Source organism: Pseudomonas sp. 9_2_1 (assembly GCF_059295275.1).
On record NZ_CM181239.1, the window covers coordinates 127,501 to 143,985 of the forward strand.

The following is a 16,485-nucleotide window of genomic DNA, read 5'->3' on the forward strand; positions in this document are numbered from 1 at the left end:
ACGGCGGCCGTAACTATAACGGTCCTAAGGTAGCGAAATTCCTTGTCGGGTAAGTTCCGACCTGCACGAATGGCGTAACGATGGCGGCGCTGTCTCCACCCGAGACTCAGTGAAATTGAAATCGCTGTGAAGATGCAGTGTATCCGCGGCTAGACGGAAAGACCCCGTGAACCTTTACTATAGCTTTGCACTGGACTTTGAATTTGCTTGTGTAGGATAGGTGGGAGGCTTTGAAGTGGGGACGCCAGTTCTCATGGAGCCATCCTTGAAATACCACCCTGGCAACTTTGAGGTTCTAACTCAGGTCCGTTATCCGGATCGAGGACAGTGTATGGTGGGTAGTTTGACTGGGGCGGTCTCCTCCCAAAGAGTAACGGAGGAGTACGAAGGTGCGCTCAGACCGGTCGGAAATCGGTCGTAGAGTATAAAGGCAAAAGCGCGCTTGACTGCGAGACACACACGTCGAGCAGGTACGAAAGTAGGTCTTAGTGATCCGGTGGTTCTGTATGGAAGGGCCATCGCTCAACGGATAAAAGGTACTCCGGGGATAACAGGCTGATACCGCCCAAGAGTTCATATCGACGGCGGTGTTTGGCACCTCGATGTCGGCTCATCACATCCTGGGGCTGAAGCCGGTCCCAAGGGTATGGCTGTTCGCCATTTAAAGTGGTACGCGAGCTGGGTTTAGAACGTCGTGAGACAGTTCGGTCCCTATCTGCCGTGGACGTTTGAGATTTGAGAGGGGCTGCTCCTAGTACGAGAGGACCGGAGTGGACGAACCTCTGGTGTTCCGGTTGTCACGCCAGTGGCATTGCCGGGTAGCTATGTTCGGAAGAGATAACCGCTGAAAGCATCTAAGCGGGAAACTTGCCTCAAGATGAGATCTCACTGGGATCCAGAATCCCCTGAAGGGCCGTCGAAGACTACGACGTTGATAGGTTGGGTGTGTAAGCGCTGTGAGGCGTTGAGCTAACCAATACTAATTGCCCGTGAGGCTTGACCATATAACACCCAAGCAATTTGCTCATGCAGATTGCGGTGGTGAAGATGACACGAACCGAAAGTTCGCACTGTTCACAAAGCATCACAACTATCACATATCCGAATTCGCTGGGCTGTCCATCTGGACATTCTGGCTACAGAATTTCTTGACGACCATAGAGCATTGGAACCACCTGATCCCATCCCGAACTCAGTAGTGAAACGATGCATCGCCGATGGTAGTGTGGGGTCTCCCCATGTGAGAGTAGGTCATCGTCAAGATTCATTTCGCAAAACCCCTATCTGCGCATGCAGGTAGGGGTTTTGTCTTTAAGTAGAAGCTCATGCTTCTCCTGGTAGGCTTAACAGCCAGCCGGTGGTAGTAAAAGGTGGTTGACAGCGTTTTTGAATGCTGTATTATTCACCTCCCGCGACGAGAGATCGAAGCGAGTTAAGTGTTTGAAGCTAAACGAGTTTCTCGGAAAAAACTTCAAAATAAACGCTTGACAGGCTCTGAGGAAAGCGTAGAATGCGCGCCTCGGTTGAGACGAAAAGCTCTTAACCAAACGCTCTTTAACAAATTGAATCAAGCAATTCGTGTGGGTGCTTGTGAGTACGGACTGATAGTCAAAAAGATTATCAGCATCACAAGTGGCCATGCGAGAAATCACATAGTCATTTGAGATTGCTGAGCCAAGTTTAGGGTTTCTTAAAAACCCAAGCAGTATTGAACTGAAGAGTTTGATCATGGCTCAGATTGAACGCTGGCGGCAGGCCTAACACATGCAAGTCGAGCGGATGACGGGAGCTTGCTCCTGGATTCAGCGGCGGACGGGTGAGTAATGCCTAGGAATCTGCCTGGTAGTGGGGGACAACGTTTCGAAAGGAACGCTAATACCGCATACGTCCTACGGGAGAAAGCAGGGGACCTTCGGGCCTTGCGCTATCAGATGAGCCTAGGTCGGATTAGCTAGTTGGTGGGGTAATGGCTCACCAAGGCGACGATCCGTAACTGGTCTGAGAGGATGATCAGTCACACTGGAACTGAGACACGGTCCAGACTCCTACGGGAGGCAGCAGTGGGGAATATTGGACAATGGGCGAAAGCCTGATCCAGCCATGCCGCGTGTGTGAAGAAGGTCTTCGGATTGTAAAGCACTTTAAGTTGGGAGGAAGGGCAGTAAGCGAATACCTTGCTGTTTTGACGTTACCGACAGAATAAGCACCGGCTAACTCTGTGCCAGCAGCCGCGGTAATACAGAGGGTGCAAGCGTTAATCGGAATTACTGGGCGTAAAGCGCGCGTAGGTGGTTTGTTAAGTTGGATGTGAAAGCCCCGGGCTCAACCTGGGAACTGCATCCAAAACTGGCAAGCTAGAGTACGGTAGAGGGTGGTGGAATTTCCTGTGTAGCGGTGAAATGCGTAGATATAGGAAGGAACACCAGTGGCGAAGGCGACCACCTGGACTGATACTGACACTGAGGTGCGAAAGCGTGGGGAGCAAACAGGATTAGATACCCTGGTAGTCCACGCCGTAAACGATGTCAACTAGCCGTTGGAATCCTTGAGATTTTAGTGGCGCAGCTAACGCATTAAGTTGACCGCCTGGGGAGTACGGCCGCAAGGTTAAAACTCAAATGAATTGACGGGGGCCCGCACAAGCGGTGGAGCATGTGGTTTAATTCGAAGCAACGCGAAGAACCTTACCAGGCCTTGACATGCAGAGAACTTTCCAGAGATGGATTGGTGCCTTCGGGAACTCTGACACAGGTGCTGCATGGCTGTCGTCAGCTCGTGTCGTGAGATGTTGGGTTAAGTCCCGTAACGAGCGCAACCCTTGTCCTTAGTTACCAGCACGTTATGGTGGGCACTCTAAGGAGACTGCCGGTGACAAACCGGAGGAAGGTGGGGATGACGTCAAGTCATCATGGCCCTTACGGCCTGGGCTACACACGTGCTACAATGGTCGGTACAGAGGGTTGCCAAGCCGCGAGGTGGAGCTAATCTCACAAAACCGATCGTAGTCCGGATCGCAGTCTGCAACTCGACTGCGTGAAGTCGGAATCGCTAGTAATCGCGAATCAGAATGTCGCGGTGAATACGTTCCCGGGCCTTGTACACACCGCCCGTCACACCATGGGAGTGGGTTGCACCAGAAGTAGCTAGTCTAACCTTCGGGAGGACGGTTACCACGGTGTGATTCATGACTGGGGTGAAGTCGTAACAAGGTAGCCGTAGGGGAACCTGCGGCTGGATCACCTCCTTAATCGACGACATCAGCCTGCTGATGAGCACCCACACGAATTGCTTGATTCATTGTAAAAGACGATGCTGTAAAGCGACCCTGTTATAGGTCTGTAGCTCAGTTGGTTAGAGCGCACCCCTGATAAGGGTGAGGTCGGCAGTTCAAATCTGCCCAGACCTACCATTACATGGTTTAGCCGCAGAATACGGGGCCATAGCTCAGCTGGGAGAGCGCCTGCCTTGCACGCAGGAGGTCAGCGGTTCGATCCCGCTTGGCTCCACCACTTTCGCTGTACACAGTCACTTGTCAGAACTTAGAAATGAACATTCGTGACTGAATGTTGATTTCTGACTTTTGTCAGATCGTTCTTTAAAAATTCGGATATGTGATAGAAATAGACTGAACACCAGTTTCACTGCTGGTGGATCAGGCTAAGGTAAAATTTGTGAGTTCTGCTCGAAAGAGCGACGTGCGAATTTTCGGCGAATGTCGTCTTCACAGTATAACCAGATTGCTTGGGGTTATATGGTCAAGTGAAGAAGCGCATACGGTGGATGCCTTGGCAGTCAGAGGCGATGAAAGACGTGGTAGCCTGCGATAAGCTTTGGGGAGTCGGCAAACAGACTGTGATCCAGAGATCTCTGAATGGGGGAACCCACTCAGCACAAGCTGAGTATCTTGTACTGAATACATAGGTGCAAGAGGCGAACCAGGGGAACTGAAACATCTAAGTACCCTGAGGAATAGAAATCAACCGAGATTCCCTTAGTAGTGGCGAGCGAACGGGGACCAGCCCTTAAGTTGGTTTGAGATTAGTGGAACGCTCTGGAAAGTGCGGCCATAGTGGGTGATAGCCCCGTACACGAAAATCTCTTATCAATGAAATCGAGTAGGACGGAGCACGAGAAACTTTGTCTGAATATGGGGGGACCATCCTCCAAGGCTAAATACTACTGACTGACCGATAGTGAACCAGTACCGTGAGGGAAAGGCGAAAAGAACCCCGGAGAGGGGAGTGAAATAGATCCTGAAACCGTATGCGTACAAGCAGTGGGAGCCTACTTTGTTAGGTGACTGCGTACCTTTTGTATAATGGGTCAGCGACTTATATTCAGTGGCGAGCTTAACCGAATAGGGGAGGCGTAGCGAAAGCGAGTCTTAATAGGGCGTTTAGTCGCTGGGTATAGACCCGAAACCGGGCGATCTATCCATGGGCAGGTTGAAGGTTAGGTAACACTGACTGGAGGACCGAACCGACTACCGTTGAAAAGTTAGCGGATGACCTGTGGATCGGAGTGAAAGGCTAATCAAGCTCGGAGATAGCTGGTTCTCCTCGAAAGCTATTTAGGTAGCGCCTCATGTATCACTGTAGGGGGTAGAGCACTGTTTCGGCTAGGGGGTCATCCCGACTTACCAAACCGATGCAAACTCCGAATACCTACAAGTGCCGAGCATGGGAGACACACGGCGGGTGCTAACGTCCGTCGTGAAAAGGGAAACAACCCAGACCGTCAGCTAAGGTCCCAAAGTCATGGTTAAGTGGGAAACGATGTGGGAAGGCTTAGACAGCTAGGAGGTTGGCTTAGAAGCAGCCACCCTTTAAAGAAAGCGTAATAGCTCACTAGTCGAGTCGGCCTGCGCGGAAGATGTAACGGGGCTCAAACCATGCACCGAAGCTACGGGTATCATCTTATGATGATGCGGTAGAGGAGCGTTCTGTAAGCCTGTGAAGGTGAGTTGAGAAGCTTGCTGGAGGTATCAGAAGTGCGAATGCTGACATGAGTAACGACAATGCGAGTGAAAAACTCGCACGCCGAAAGACCAAGGTTTCCTGCGCAACGTTAATCGACGCAGGGTTAGTCGGTCCCTAAGGCGAGGCTGAAAAGCGTAGTCGATGGAAAACAGGTTAATATTCCTGTACTTCCAGTTATTGCGATGGAGGGACGGAGAAGGTTAGGCCAGCCTGGCGTTGGTTGTCCAGGTTTAAGGTGGTAGGCTGAAATCTTAGGCAAATCCGGGATTTCAAGGCCGAGAGCTGATGACGAGTTGCCTCTAGGCGACGAAGTGGTTGATACCATGCTTCCAAGAAAAGCTCCTAAGCTTCAGATAACTGGGAACCGTACCCCAAACCGACACAGGTGGTTAGGTAGAGAATACCAAGGCGCTTGAGAGAACTCGGGTGAAGGAACTAGGCAAAATGGCACCGTAACTTCGGGAGAAGGTGCGCCGGCGAGGGTCAAGGACTTGCTCCGTAAGCCCATGCCGGTCGAAGATACCAGGCCGCTGCGACTGTTTATTAAAAACACAGCACTCTGCAAACACGAAAGTGGACGTATAGGGTGTGACGCCTGCCCGGTGCCGGAAGGTTAATTGATGGGGTTAGCGCAAGCGAAGCTCTTGATCGAAGCCCCGGTAAACGGCGGCCGTAACTATAACGGTCCTAAGGTAGCGAAATTCCTTGTCGGGTAAGTTCCGACCTGCACGAATGGCGTAACGATGGCGGCGCTGTCTCCACCCGAGACTCAGTGAAATTGAAATCGCTGTGAAGATGCAGTGTATCCGCGGCTAGACGGAAAGACCCCGTGAACCTTTACTATAGCTTTGCACTGGACTTTGAATTTGCTTGTGTAGGATAGGTGGGAGGCTTTGAAGTGGGGACGCCAGTTCTCATGGAGCCATCCTTGAAATACCACCCTGGCAACTTTGAGGTTCTAACTCAGGTCCGTTATCCGGATCGAGGACAGTGTATGGTGGGTAGTTTGACTGGGGCGGTCTCCTCCCAAAGAGTAACGGAGGAGTACGAAGGTGCGCTCAGACCGGTCGGAAATCGGTCGTAGAGTATAAAGGCAAAAGCGCGCTTGACTGCGAGACACACACGTCGAGCAGGTACGAAAGTAGGTCTTAGTGATCCGGTGGTTCTGTATGGAAGGGCCATCGCTCAACGGATAAAAGGTACTCCGGGGATAACAGGCTGATACCGCCCAAGAGTTCATATCGACGGCGGTGTTTGGCACCTCGATGTCGGCTCATCACATCCTGGGGCTGAAGCCGGTCCCAAGGGTATGGCTGTTCGCCATTTAAAGTGGTACGCGAGCTGGGTTTAGAACGTCGTGAGACAGTTCGGTCCCTATCTGCCGTGGACGTTTGAGATTTGAGAGGGGCTGCTCCTAGTACGAGAGGACCGGAGTGGACGAACCTCTGGTGTTCCGGTTGTCACGCCAGTGGCATTGCCGGGTAGCTATGTTCGGAAGAGATAACCGCTGAAAGCATCTAAGCGGGAAACTTGCCTCAAGATGAGATCTCACTGGGATCTAGAATCCCCTGAAGGGCCGTCGAAGACTACGACGTTGATAGGTTGGGTGTGTAAGCGCTGTGAGGCGTTGAGCTAACCAATACTAATTGCCCGTGAGGCTTGACCATATAACACCCAAGCAATTTGCTCATGCAGATTGCGGTGGTGAAGATGACACGAACCGAAAGTTCGCACTGTTCACAAAGCATCACAACTATCACATATCCGAATTCGCTGGGCTGTCCATCTGGACATTCTGGCTACAGAATTTCTTGACGACCATAGAGCATTGGAACCACCTGATCCCATCCCGAACTCAGTAGTGAAACGATGCATCGCCGATGGTAGTGTGGGGTCTCCCCATGTGAGAGTAGGTCATCGTCAAGATTCATTTCGCAAAACCCCTATCTGCTCATGCAGGTAGGGGTTTTGTCTTTAAGTAGGAACTACAGAGATTCGCAGGTACGTCCGAGGGACGGGCCAGCACACAGAATTTCTTGACGACCATAGAGCATTGGAACCACCTGATCCCATCCCGAACTCAGTAGTGAAACGATGCATCGCCGATGGTAGTGTGGGGTCTCCCCATGTGAGAGTAGGTCATCGTCAAGATTCAAACCCAAAGCCCCTGTCTGCGATGCAGACAGGGGCTTTGTCTTTTCCGGGCAGTGGTGGCTGATCAGAACTGATAGCTGACCGTTGCGCTGACGTTGCGCTCTTCACCCATGTAGCAGTAGTTCAGGCTGGCACACGAGGTGATGTAGCTTTCATTGGTCAGGTTGTTGGCGTTCAAGCGTACATCCACACCTGCGAGGCCGATCTTGCCCAGGTCATAGCCGATGGAAGCGTCGAACAGGGTGTAGGAAGGCACCTTCATGCTGTTTTCCGCATCGACCCAGCTGTACCCCACATAACGCACCCCACCGCCCAGCCGCAGGCCATCCAGAGCCCCCTGGTGGAAGTTGTAATCTGCCCACAGCGAGAGCATCTGTTTCGGTGCCTGGGTTGGCGAATTGCCTTTGTTGTCCAGGCTGCCGGACACCAGGCTCGGCATCGACTTGGAATACTCGATGTCGGTAAAGGTGTAGCCACCCAGCAGCTTCAGGCTGTCAGTGAGCTGAACATGCGCTTCCAGTTCAAGCCCTTGCGAACGAACTTCCCCGACAGGGCGATAGAAATCCTCGTTTGGCTGCTTCGACGCCAGGTTCTCCTGCTCGATGCGGAACACCGAAGCAGTGAACAGGTTGTCGCTGCCAGGGGGTTGATACTTGATACCGGCTTCCCACTGGGTGCCCTCCGTAGGTGCCAGCGGGCGGCCGTCCTGATCGGATACGGTATTGGGGTTGAACGACTCCGAATAGCTGATATACGGCGCAATGCCGTTCTCGAACAGGTAGAGCACCCCGGCGCGGGTAGTGAACCTGGAGCGCTGATCGCTGGCCTTGGTATCGCTGTCCCGGTTCTCTTCGGACACCTTTACCCAGTCCTGGCGAAGCCCGAGGGAAAAGCGCCACTGGTCCAGCTCGACCAGGTCCTGCAAGTACACGCCGGTTTGTTGCAAGCGCCGCTGGTAGCGGTTCTCGCCCAGCACCTGAAGGTTGCCATTACCGTACTGCGGGTTGCCGGCATCCAGTGGCTCGACTGTGCCGTAACGCCAGGCCACGTCGGCTTTGCGGCGCTGATAGTCAGCACCCAGCAGCAGGGTATGCTTGGCCGCGCCAGTGAAGAACTCCGCCTGCAGCATGTTATCGATGATGTATGAATGCAGGCGCTCGTCGCCCCCGGTGTACGCGCGATTGAGGATGTTGCTATCGGCATCGGCCCAACCGGCGGAGTACACCTGGTCCATCGACACATCCGAATCCTGATAACGGAAGTTCTGTCGTGCGGTGAAGACGTCGTTGAAGCGGTGCTCGAACTGGTAGCTGAAGGACTGTTGGGTGCGCTCGTAGTGGTCGATACCCGGTTCGCCCTCGAAGAAATGGTCCGACAGCCGCAAGCCGTTGCGCTGGTGCAGCATGCCGTCGGCAGGATTGCCGCCGTGGTACCCGCCGTTCGGGTCGTGTTGCAGGTAGGCTTGCAGGGTGAGCGAGGTGTCTTCGCTGAAGTCGATGCTGATTGCCGGCGCAATGGCGTAGCGTTCTTCCTTACTGTGGTCGAACTGTGTGTCAGAGGCATCCGCCAGGCCTGTCAGGCGGTAGGCGATGCGCTTGTCGTCATCTACAGGGCCGCTGAAGTCAAAACCCATGCCGCGCTGGCCCTGGGTGCCCACCGTCGCCTGCAGTTGATGGTAGGGCGTGAACTGTGGCTTCTTGGTAGTCAATGCCACAAGCCCTCCAGGCGAGCTACGGCCATATAGCACCGAAGAAGGCCCTTTGAGAATGTCGATACGTTCGAGGAAGTACGGGTCGACCTGCATGGTGCTGTAGGTGCCGTTGTCACCCATCGACTTGAGCCCGTCGACGTAGATGTTATCCACCGACCCATCATTGAAACCGCGCATCGCCACGTAGTCATAGCGATGAGTTGCCCCGTAGGGGTTGGTCAGTACACCGGGGGTGTAGCGCATGGCCTGGGCGACAGTCTGCGAGCCCTGATCGTCCATCTGCTGACGGGTAACCACCGACACCGATTGTGAGGTCTCCACCAGCGGCATGCTGGTCTTGGTTGCCACCTGGCTGTGGGTGGCGTTGTAACCCTCCATGCTGCCCAGGGCATTGCCCAGGCTGAAGCTACGGACGTCGGTGTCTGGCAATGACAGTGCAGCGCTTTGAGGTTGTGCCTGCAGCACGTAGTTGCGCTCGCCCTGGCTTATGGCCTGCAGGCCGCTGCCATTGAGCAACTGGCGCAGCCCCTGTTCGGCAGCGTATTGCCCCTGCAAGCCGTTGGACTGCAATCCATCGGTGAGCTGTGGCGTGCTCGACAGGGTGATGCCCGCCTGCCGTGCAAACTGGTTGAGCACGTCATCCAGCGGGCCGGCCGGGATCGCGTAGCTATGGCTGGCCTGGACGACACCAGCGGCGACCGAGAGCTGCGGGGCTGTGATCAGCCCCAAGGCGGTACCGAACAGGGCAGCCCGGACAGCTTTGCGCAAATTAGCTGATTGCAAAACAGGTCGAAAATCATTCAGGGGTGAAATGTGCGTGTGCACAGGGTCGGTTGGCATGAGCGGTCCGTTGGCAAGTTGAGGGGCAGAGGGGATTGCTTTCTGTCCTAGCCGGACCGGCATTCAAAACCCGCCAAAAAATCATCAGGGCCTGATCAAGCCTGCTGTTCTACCCGCACCCACCAGCGGGTACGTTGCAGCAGCCGCACAGGTAACGTCTGTGGCAGCAGCTGCAGCAGCCGCTCCGGGTCTTCGAGGCGGAACACCCCCGACAGGCGCAAATCCGCAATCTCGTCGCTACAGCCCAGATAGCCATGGCGATACCTGCTGACCTGCGCGAGAAAGTCGAACAGGCGCATGTCCCGGGTAACGATCAGCCCTTCGCTCCAGGCCATCGCGTCCATGTCGACATGTTCCAGCCGTTGTGCACCTTGTGCATCCAGGCGCCAGTCCTCCCCGGCTTCTATCCACTGCAGCTGGCCATTGCCTGGCCGGTGGATGGCCAGCCTGCCATGGCTGACGCTGACGCGGGTGCAGTCACTGTCCTGGCGAGCAACAAAGCGCCCTTCGAAACCTTCCAGCAAGCCGTCGCGGGTTTGTATCAGCAAGGGACGCTGCGCGTTCGACGCCTGGCTGCAGGTGATCATCAATTCCCCCTGCTTCAGGCGAACCAGACGCTGCCGGTCATTGAAGGCCAGGTCCACAGCACTGCGGGTATTGAGTTGCATGAGCGAGCCATCGGGAAGGGCATAACTGCGTCGCTCACCCGTATTTGTGGCGTAGTCGGATGCCCAGTCGCTCACCATCTCCAGGTCTTTGCCCAGCCATGCCGTCGTTCCTATCATGGCAACACCGCCCAGCAGCTTCAGTGCCTGCCGCCGCTGCAGGCGCCGCTGGCTGGTTTCCAGGGTGCGCAAGGCGACACCGGCGCCGGGGATGGCGCGCAGGTCGAGGTCCTGTTGCAGGTAAGTGACCCGTTGCCAGGCCAGTTCATGCTCGTGGCGGGCACTGCGCCATTGTGCGCACTGTTGTTGCAGGGCCAGGTCATGGCCGCTTTCGCGCAGCCTCAGCGTCCACTGGATGGCCTGCTTGACCGCTGTTGCGCCAGGCTGTGCGGCAGTCATCGTCTCAGCACTCGTCTTCGTAGCGCAGCACGTAGCAATGGTAGAGCGCATCAGCGATGTAGCGCTCCACGGTACGCACCGAGATGCCCATCTGGTCGGCAATGGCCTGGTGCTTCAGCCCTTCGCACTGGGCCAGCAGGAACGCGCGGCGTACTTTCGGCTTGAGGCCGTCGAGCATGCGTGCGATGCGTTCTAGCAGTTCCAGCAGCAGTTCACGGGTTTCGGCGGAAGGGGCTTGTGCTTCCGGCACGTATGTCAGTGCCTCGAGGTAGGCCCTGTGCAGCTCCTCGCGGCGCCAATGATCGATCACCAACCCACGTGCGACCGTACGCAGGAAGGCTCTGGGCGTGTTCAGCTGGAGGGTTTCTCGCCGCTGCAGCAGGCGCACGAAGGTGTCCTGGGCAAGGTCGGCGGCATCGGCGGCATTGCCCAGCTTGCTGCGTAGCCAGGCATGCAGCCACCCATGGTGATCACTGTAAAGCGTTTGCACGGAGTCATTGCTGGACATGGGAGGAGGGCGCTGAGGTCAATGGACATGAATGATAATTAGTCTCATTGTTGGCATGGCCAGATGAATTTGCAACCCATCTGGTGCGCCGCGAGCTCCGCCGCTGAAGCGTCAGCGCCCCAGTTGGGTATCCAGATACTTGCGGATCACCCTTGCACCGCTATTCAGGTGCTGCTCCAGCACCGCTATCGCCTCATCTATCAGCTTGTCGCTGGCCGCATCCACCAAGGCGTTGTGATCGTCCTGGGTGAGCTTGCCCAGCCCCATGGATGAGAGATGAAAGCGCAGGAAGCGCTCCTCCTCGTTCAGCTCGTTCTCGATCAGGCGCAGCAGCTTCTTGTTCGGCGCCTTGCTGTACAGCGCCATATGGAAAAGGCGGTTCAAACGACCGATTTCGGCATGCCGGGTTTCGTTTTCCAGTTGCTGGATATACCCGCGGGCGCTGGTGATGTCGCTGGCATCGAGCAACGGAATGGACTGGCGCAGCGCTTCGCTCTCGAGCAATACCCGCAGGGCATAGGTGTCCACCGCATCCTCGCCGATCAGCGGCGCGACCACTGCGCCCTTGTGCATCTCCACCTTCAGCAACGATTGCGCTTCGAGTTGGCGCAGCGCTTCGCGCACAGGCATGCGGCTGACCCCGAACAAAGTGGCGAGCTCTTGTTGCCGCACCGCAGTACCTGGGGGTAAGCGGCCATCGAGAATGGCGCTACGCAGGCGTTCTTCGATCACGCCACGCGCCTGATGCGGCAGCAGCTGCTCGCTGGCCAGCACATTGCTCAGTTTGATTTTCTCGGCCACGTGACGCCTGCCTCAACGATGACAAAAGTTGGATCCAATGACACTAGTAACAGCTTGTAGGGGTGTCAAACCTGCCCTGCGCTGGCACGCGCGCCCCAAAAGCGCGGCTATGGTGGATGAAGTCGGCGGCCAAAGGAAGCAGCCTATAGAAGGATATATCCAGAAAGTGGAGGGTTGCTGACCGGCGGGGGCATGATTGCAGGGTGCCATTGTCTTTTGCCCTGGCAAGCCCCACCATCGCTGCTTTCGACTGGCCGGAACAGGGCTTCGCAGTGGCGATATCCTGGATGCTCAAAACCGTTGTGCGACGCGTCGGCCTGGCCGGGCTGCTGGGCTGCCTGCTGCTCGGCGGTTTGCATGCGGACTGGGATTTCTCCCAGATCAGCCGCCAGTCGCAGGCCCTCTATGGGCCGCTGGGTGCCGGGCAAGGCCGCATCGATGCCTGGCAGAACCTGATGGCCACGCAAAAGCAGGGGACCGAGCTTGAGCGCTTGCAAGTGGTCAACCGCTTCTTCAACCAGCAACTGCGCTATGTAGAGGATATCGACCTGTGGCATGAGGTCGATTACTGGGCGACGCCGGTGCAGGCACTGATCAAAGGTGCCGGGGACTGCGAGGACTACGCCATTGCCAAGTATTTCAGCCTGCGGCGCATGGGCATCCCCAGCGACAAACTGCGTATCACCTACGTAAAGGCGCTGCGGCAGAACCGGGCGCATATGGTGCTGACCTATTATTCAAGCCCACAGGCCCAACCCTTGGTACTCGACAGCCTGATGGACGCCATCAAGCCGGCAAGCCAGCGTACCGACCTGCTGCCGGTGTATGCCTTCAATGGCGAAGGGTTGTGGCTGACGGGTGCCACGGGCAACAAGAAAGTCGGCGATACCAAGCGGTTGTCACGCTGGCAGGATTTGTTGAAAAAAATGCAGGCCGAAGGGTTCCCGGCCGAGCCGGTTTACTGAAGGAGCACAGATGTCACTGTTCAAACAATTGCTGTTGGCCATTTGCCTGTTCCTGGTGGTCGCCTTCAGTGGCAGTTTCATGGTCAGCCTGGAAAGCTCGCGCAGCCAGTATGTCAACCAGCTGCGCTCGCATGCCCAGGATGCGGCAACTGCGCTGGCGCTGTCGCTGACGCCGAACATCGATGACCCGGCGATGGTCGAGCTGATGGTCAGTTCGATCTTCGACAGTGGTTACTATTCGAGCATCAAGGTCGTCGACCTGGGCTCCAATGCCGTGCTGGTAGAGCGCCACGCCGAGCCTGACCCGGGTGGCGTGCCACGCTGGTTCGTGCAGTTGATCGGCCTGGAAGCAGCCGGTGGCGATGCCATTGTCAGCCGCGGCTGGCAGCAGGCCGCGCGCGTCGAAGTGATCAGCCACCCGATGTTTGCCATTGCCAAGCTCTGGCAAAGCGCGCTGGGCAGCCTGGGCTGGTTGCTGGTGTGTGGCGCTGCCAGTGCCGTGCTCGGCGCCTTGCTGTTACGCCGCCAGTTGCGGCCGCTGGACTACATGGTCGAGCAATCCCACGCCATTGCCCGCCGCGAATTCCTCAGCCTGCCAGAACTGCCGCGCACGCCGGAGCTGCGCCGTGTGGTGCAGGCGATGAACCAGATGGTGGAGAAACTCAAGGCCCTGTTTACCGAGCAGGCCGAGCGCAGTGAACGGTTGCGTGCCGAGTCCTATCAGGACAGCCTCACTGGCCTGTCGAACCGGCGTTACTTCGAGATGCAGCTGAACACCCGGGTCAGCAACCTGGAAGAGGCGCGCGCGGGCTATCTTCTGCTGCTGCGGGTGCAGGGTCTGGCGGGTTTGAACGCACGTCTTGGCGGCCAGCGCACCGACCAGTTGCTGCAGGCGGTAGGTGAGCAGTTGCGCCGCACCTGTGCCAGCTTTCCGGAAACCAACGACCTGATTTCCCGCAGCCGCGGTGGCGAGTTCGCTGTGCTGGCGCCGGGCATGGTGCATGAAGAGGCGGTAAACCTTGCCCAGGCACTGGAGGCCACGCTGCAGAGCCTGCATGAGACCGGCGCCAGTGATATCGACCCGGTAGCCTGCATCGGCCTCGCGCCCTTCAGCCCCGGCGATGCGCCGCAGGCGTTGCTCAAGCTGGCTGACGAGGCCCTGGCCCGCGCCGAGAACCAGCCGACGCCAGGCTGGGTGTGCCTTGAGCAAGGTGTCGCCGCAGTTGCTGCAGACAGCCAGCATGCCTGGCACGAGCGGCTGGACCAGGCCTTCAACAACGGGCACTTCGAGTTGTTCTTCCAGCCCGTGGTGGATTGCGACAATGCGCAACGGGTACTGCACCATAAAGTGATTTCGCGCTTGCAGGATGGCCAGGGCGTGGCCTTGCCGGCCGGTCGCTTCCTGCCCTGGCTGGAGCGTTTCGGCTGGATGCCGCGGCTGGACGTGCTGGTGCTGGAAAAGGTGCTGGCCCACCTGCGCGGCAATGACCAAGTGCTGGCGCTGAACTTGTCGGCTGCCACCCTTGCCGACCCCAAGGCCCTGCAGCGAGTCTTCGAACTGCTGGGTCAGAACGCGGCACTGGGGCCCCGCCTGGTTTTCGAAATTGGCGAAGAGCAGTTGCCTGAACAGGCTGCTCTGGAGCAACTGACCCGGCGCCTGCACGCCCTTGGCTTCGGCTTGGCGCTGCAACGCTTTGGCGGGCGCTTCAGCATGATCGGCAACCTGGCGCACCTGGGGCTGGCGTACCTGAAGATTGACGGTAGCTACATCCGCAACATCGATCACGAGCAGCACAAACGGCTGTTCATCGAGGCCATCCAGCGCGCGGCTCACAGTATCGACTTGCCGCTGATTGCCGAACGGGTCGAGACGGAAGGCGAGCGGCGAGTGTTGAAGGAGATGGGTGTGGGCGGGATACAGGGGCAGTTGGTAGGCGAGCCCGCGCCCTGGCGCTGAGTTGTCGTACTGGCAGTTCCGGCCCTATCGCCGGCAAGCCAGCTCCCACAGATACTGCACAGCCTTTGAAGTCGGTGCAGTGCCTGTGGGCGCTGGCTTGCCGGCGATAGGGCCAGAGGAGCCACCAGAAAGCAGTGGCCAAGCTGATTACCGCTCGCGCAGCGCTTCCGAACGCGCCTTCATGATCGGCTTGAGCAAGTAGCTCATGATGGTCTTCTTGCCGGTCATGATGTCCACCGTCGCCACCATCCCCGGGATGATCAGCAGCGGCTTCTCGTCAGTCCCCAAGTGGCTGCGATCGGTGCGCAGTTTGATCAGGTAATACGTGGTCTTCTTGTCCTCATCGGTGATGGTGTCTGCGCCGATCTGCTCCAGCTTGGCCTTGAGCCCACCGTAGATGGTGTAGTCATACGCCGTGAACTTCACCGTCGCTTCCTGGCCAGGGTGCAGGAAGGCGATGTCCTTGGGCAGGATCTTCGCCTCGATGACCAGCGTGTCGTCCAGCGGCACCACCTCGATGATATCGCTGCCAGGCTGGATCACCCCGCCAATGGTGTTGACCAGCATCTGCTTGACGATACCGCGCACCGGCGAAGTGACCAAGGTACGGTGCACCCGGTCGTCCAGCGCCTTGCTGGTGGCGGTGGCCTTGTTCAGCTCGGTGCGCGCCTCGTTCAGCTGGGTCAGCGCCTCGCTGCGGAATTTGCCACGGGTTTCTTCGATCTTGCTTTGCACCTCACGAATGGCCGCCTCGGCACGCGGGATAGCCAGCGCGGTGGAGTCCAGCTGACCGCGGTTTTCCACTTCGGCACGACGCAGGCGCAGTACTTCTACCTGCGAGATCGCACCTGTGGCCACCAGCGGCTCCGACATGCCGATTTCCTTGCGCAGCAATTCGAGGCTGTTTGCGTACTGCGAGCGTTTGGAGCTGTACTCGCGCAGTTCCTGCTGGCGCTGCACCAACTGTTGCTGCAGGCCGCCAATCTCGTCTTGCAGTTGCTGACGACGGCTCAGGTACAGCGACTCTTCGTTCGCGGCCTGGCTTGGTGCAGCTTTGCGCAGCTCTTCGTCGATTTTCAGCGGGCTGTCCTGCACCTCGGCACTCAGGCGCTCGACCCGCAAGGCCATGGCCAGGCGGTCCGCCTCGGTTTCACCGACGTTGGAGGCAAAGCGGGTTTCATCCAGGCGCAACAGCGGCTGGCCGACTTCGACAATCTGCCCCTCCTTGGCGAATATTTCGGCGACGATGCCGCCCTCCAGGTTCTGGATCTTCTGCACCTTGGAAGACGGAATGGCCTTGCCTTCACCTCGCGTGACTTCGTCGATGCGGGCGACGCTGGCCCACACGATCAGGAACACGAAGAACAGGATCACGCCCCAGATGGTCAGCCGTACTACCCGCGGCGCATCCTCGATCAGGGCTTTGTTGACCTCGGGCAACGGTTGCCCGCCCAACGAGTCGCTGCCTTTGAAATAGCGCCGCAGGCCGCTCTTGAACTGCCCCAT

General features: G+C 57.3%; 7 protein-coding genes, 2 tRNA genes and 6 rRNA genes (1 of these 15 only partly in view). 10 read left to right on the forward strand and 5 right to left on the reverse strand.

Going from position 1 to position 16,485, the window contains the following annotated elements; translation table 11 throughout:
- From AC5O5I_RS00595 to rrf (AC5O5I_RS00630), 8 genes are all read left to right on the forward strand, one after another.
- Positions 1 to 1,004, forward strand: a 23S ribosomal RNA gene (locus AC5O5I_RS00595) (it extends 1,889 nt beyond the left edge of the window).
- A 143-nt stretch (positions 1,005 to 1,147) separates the two neighbouring features.
- Positions 1,148 to 1,263, forward strand: a 5S ribosomal RNA gene (gene rrf / locus AC5O5I_RS00600).
- Positions 1,264 to 1,710: 447 nt separating this feature from the next.
- Positions 1,711 to 3,247, forward strand: a 16S ribosomal RNA gene (locus AC5O5I_RS00605).
- An 85-nt stretch (positions 3,248 to 3,332) separates the two neighbouring features.
- A tRNA-Ile gene (locus AC5O5I_RS00610) sits at positions 3,333 to 3,409 on the forward strand.
- 24 nt (positions 3,410 to 3,433) lie between these two features.
- Positions 3,434 to 3,509, forward strand: a tRNA-Ala gene (locus tag AC5O5I_RS00615).
- Between the two features lie 244 nt (positions 3,510 to 3,753).
- Positions 3,754 to 6,646, forward strand: a 23S ribosomal RNA gene (locus AC5O5I_RS00620).
- Between the two features lie 143 nt (positions 6,647 to 6,789).
- Positions 6,790 to 6,905, forward strand: a 5S ribosomal RNA gene (gene rrf, locus AC5O5I_RS00625).
- Positions 6,906 to 7,014: 109 nt separating this feature from the next.
- Positions 7,015 to 7,130: ribosomal RNA gene (gene rrf / locus AC5O5I_RS00630) — 5S ribosomal RNA — on the forward strand.
- The 16S, 23S and 5S rRNA genes sit together here with 2 tRNA genes alongside, the layout of an rRNA operon.
- 67 nt (positions 7,131 to 7,197) lie before the next feature.
- Here the strand turns inward: rrf (AC5O5I_RS00630) and AC5O5I_RS00635 are convergent.
- The 4 genes from AC5O5I_RS00635 to AC5O5I_RS00650 all read right to left on the reverse strand — a co-directional run bounded on the left by AC5O5I_RS00635 (position 7,198) and on the right by AC5O5I_RS00650 (position 12,057).
- A complete protein-coding gene (locus AC5O5I_RS00635; RefSeq protein ID WP_494511908.1) occupies positions 7,198 to 9,612 on the reverse strand; it encodes a TonB-dependent siderophore receptor in 2,415 nt (804 codons plus the stop codon).
- Positions 9,613 to 9,779: 167 nt separating this feature from the next.
- On the reverse strand, positions 9,780 to 10,748 hold the full coding sequence (locus AC5O5I_RS00640) for a FecR domain-containing protein (RefSeq protein WP_172288011.1): 969 nt from the start codon (positions 10,746 to 10,748) through the stop codon (positions 9,780 to 9,782).
- A 4-nt stretch (positions 10,749 to 10,752) separates the two neighbouring features.
- On the reverse strand, positions 10,753 to 11,256 hold the full coding sequence (locus AC5O5I_RS00645) for a sigma-70 family RNA polymerase sigma factor (protein WP_172226834.1): 504 nt from the start codon (positions 11,254 to 11,256) through the stop codon (positions 10,753 to 10,755).
- Between the two features lie 111 nt (positions 11,257 to 11,367).
- Entirely contained in the window at positions 11,368 to 12,057 is a 690-nt protein-coding gene (locus AC5O5I_RS00650) for a GntR family transcriptional regulator (RefSeq protein WP_172226837.1), read from the reverse strand.
- Positions 12,058 to 12,260: 203 nt separating this feature from the next.
- On the opposite strand from AC5O5I_RS00650, the gene lapG reads away from it, so the two are divergent.
- Both lapG and lapD read left to right on the forward strand, forming a co-directional pair.
- Complete coding sequence (gene lapG / locus AC5O5I_RS00655) at positions 12,261 to 13,022, forward strand: cysteine protease LapG (protein WP_172226841.1); 762 nt, start codon at positions 12,261 to 12,263, stop codon at positions 13,020 to 13,022.
- Between the two features lie 10 nt (positions 13,023 to 13,032).
- A complete protein-coding gene (gene lapD / locus AC5O5I_RS00660) occupies positions 13,033 to 14,979 on the forward strand; it encodes a cyclic di-GMP receptor LapD (RefSeq protein ID WP_494511909.1) in 1,947 nt (648 codons plus the stop codon).
- A 147-nt stretch (positions 14,980 to 15,126) separates the two neighbouring features.
- Here the strand turns inward: lapD and AC5O5I_RS00665 are convergent, their stop codons facing one another.
- On the reverse strand, positions 15,127 to 16,485 hold the full coding sequence (locus tag AC5O5I_RS00665; RefSeq protein WP_172226867.1) for an HlyD family type I secretion periplasmic adaptor subunit: 1,359 nt from the start codon (positions 16,483 to 16,485) through the stop codon (positions 15,127 to 15,129).

Excerpts from the sequence above, each read along its gene's own strand:
- lapD (WP_494511909.1), top strand. The coding sequence starts at position 13,033 with ATGTCACTGTTCAAACAATTGCTGTTGGCCATTTGCCTGTTCCTGGTG.
- AC5O5I_RS00640 (WP_172288011.1), bottom strand. The coding sequence starts at position 10,748 with ATGACTGCCGCACAGCCTGGCGCAACAGCGGTCAAGCAGGCCATCCAG.
- AC5O5I_RS00665 (WP_172226867.1), bottom strand. The coding sequence starts at position 16,485 with ATGGGGCAGTTCAAGAGCGGCCTGCGGCGCTATTTCAAAGGCAGCGAC.
- AC5O5I_RS00645 (WP_172226834.1), bottom strand. The coding sequence starts at position 11,256 with ATGTCCAGCAATGACTCCGTGCAAACGCTTTACAGTGATCACCATGGG.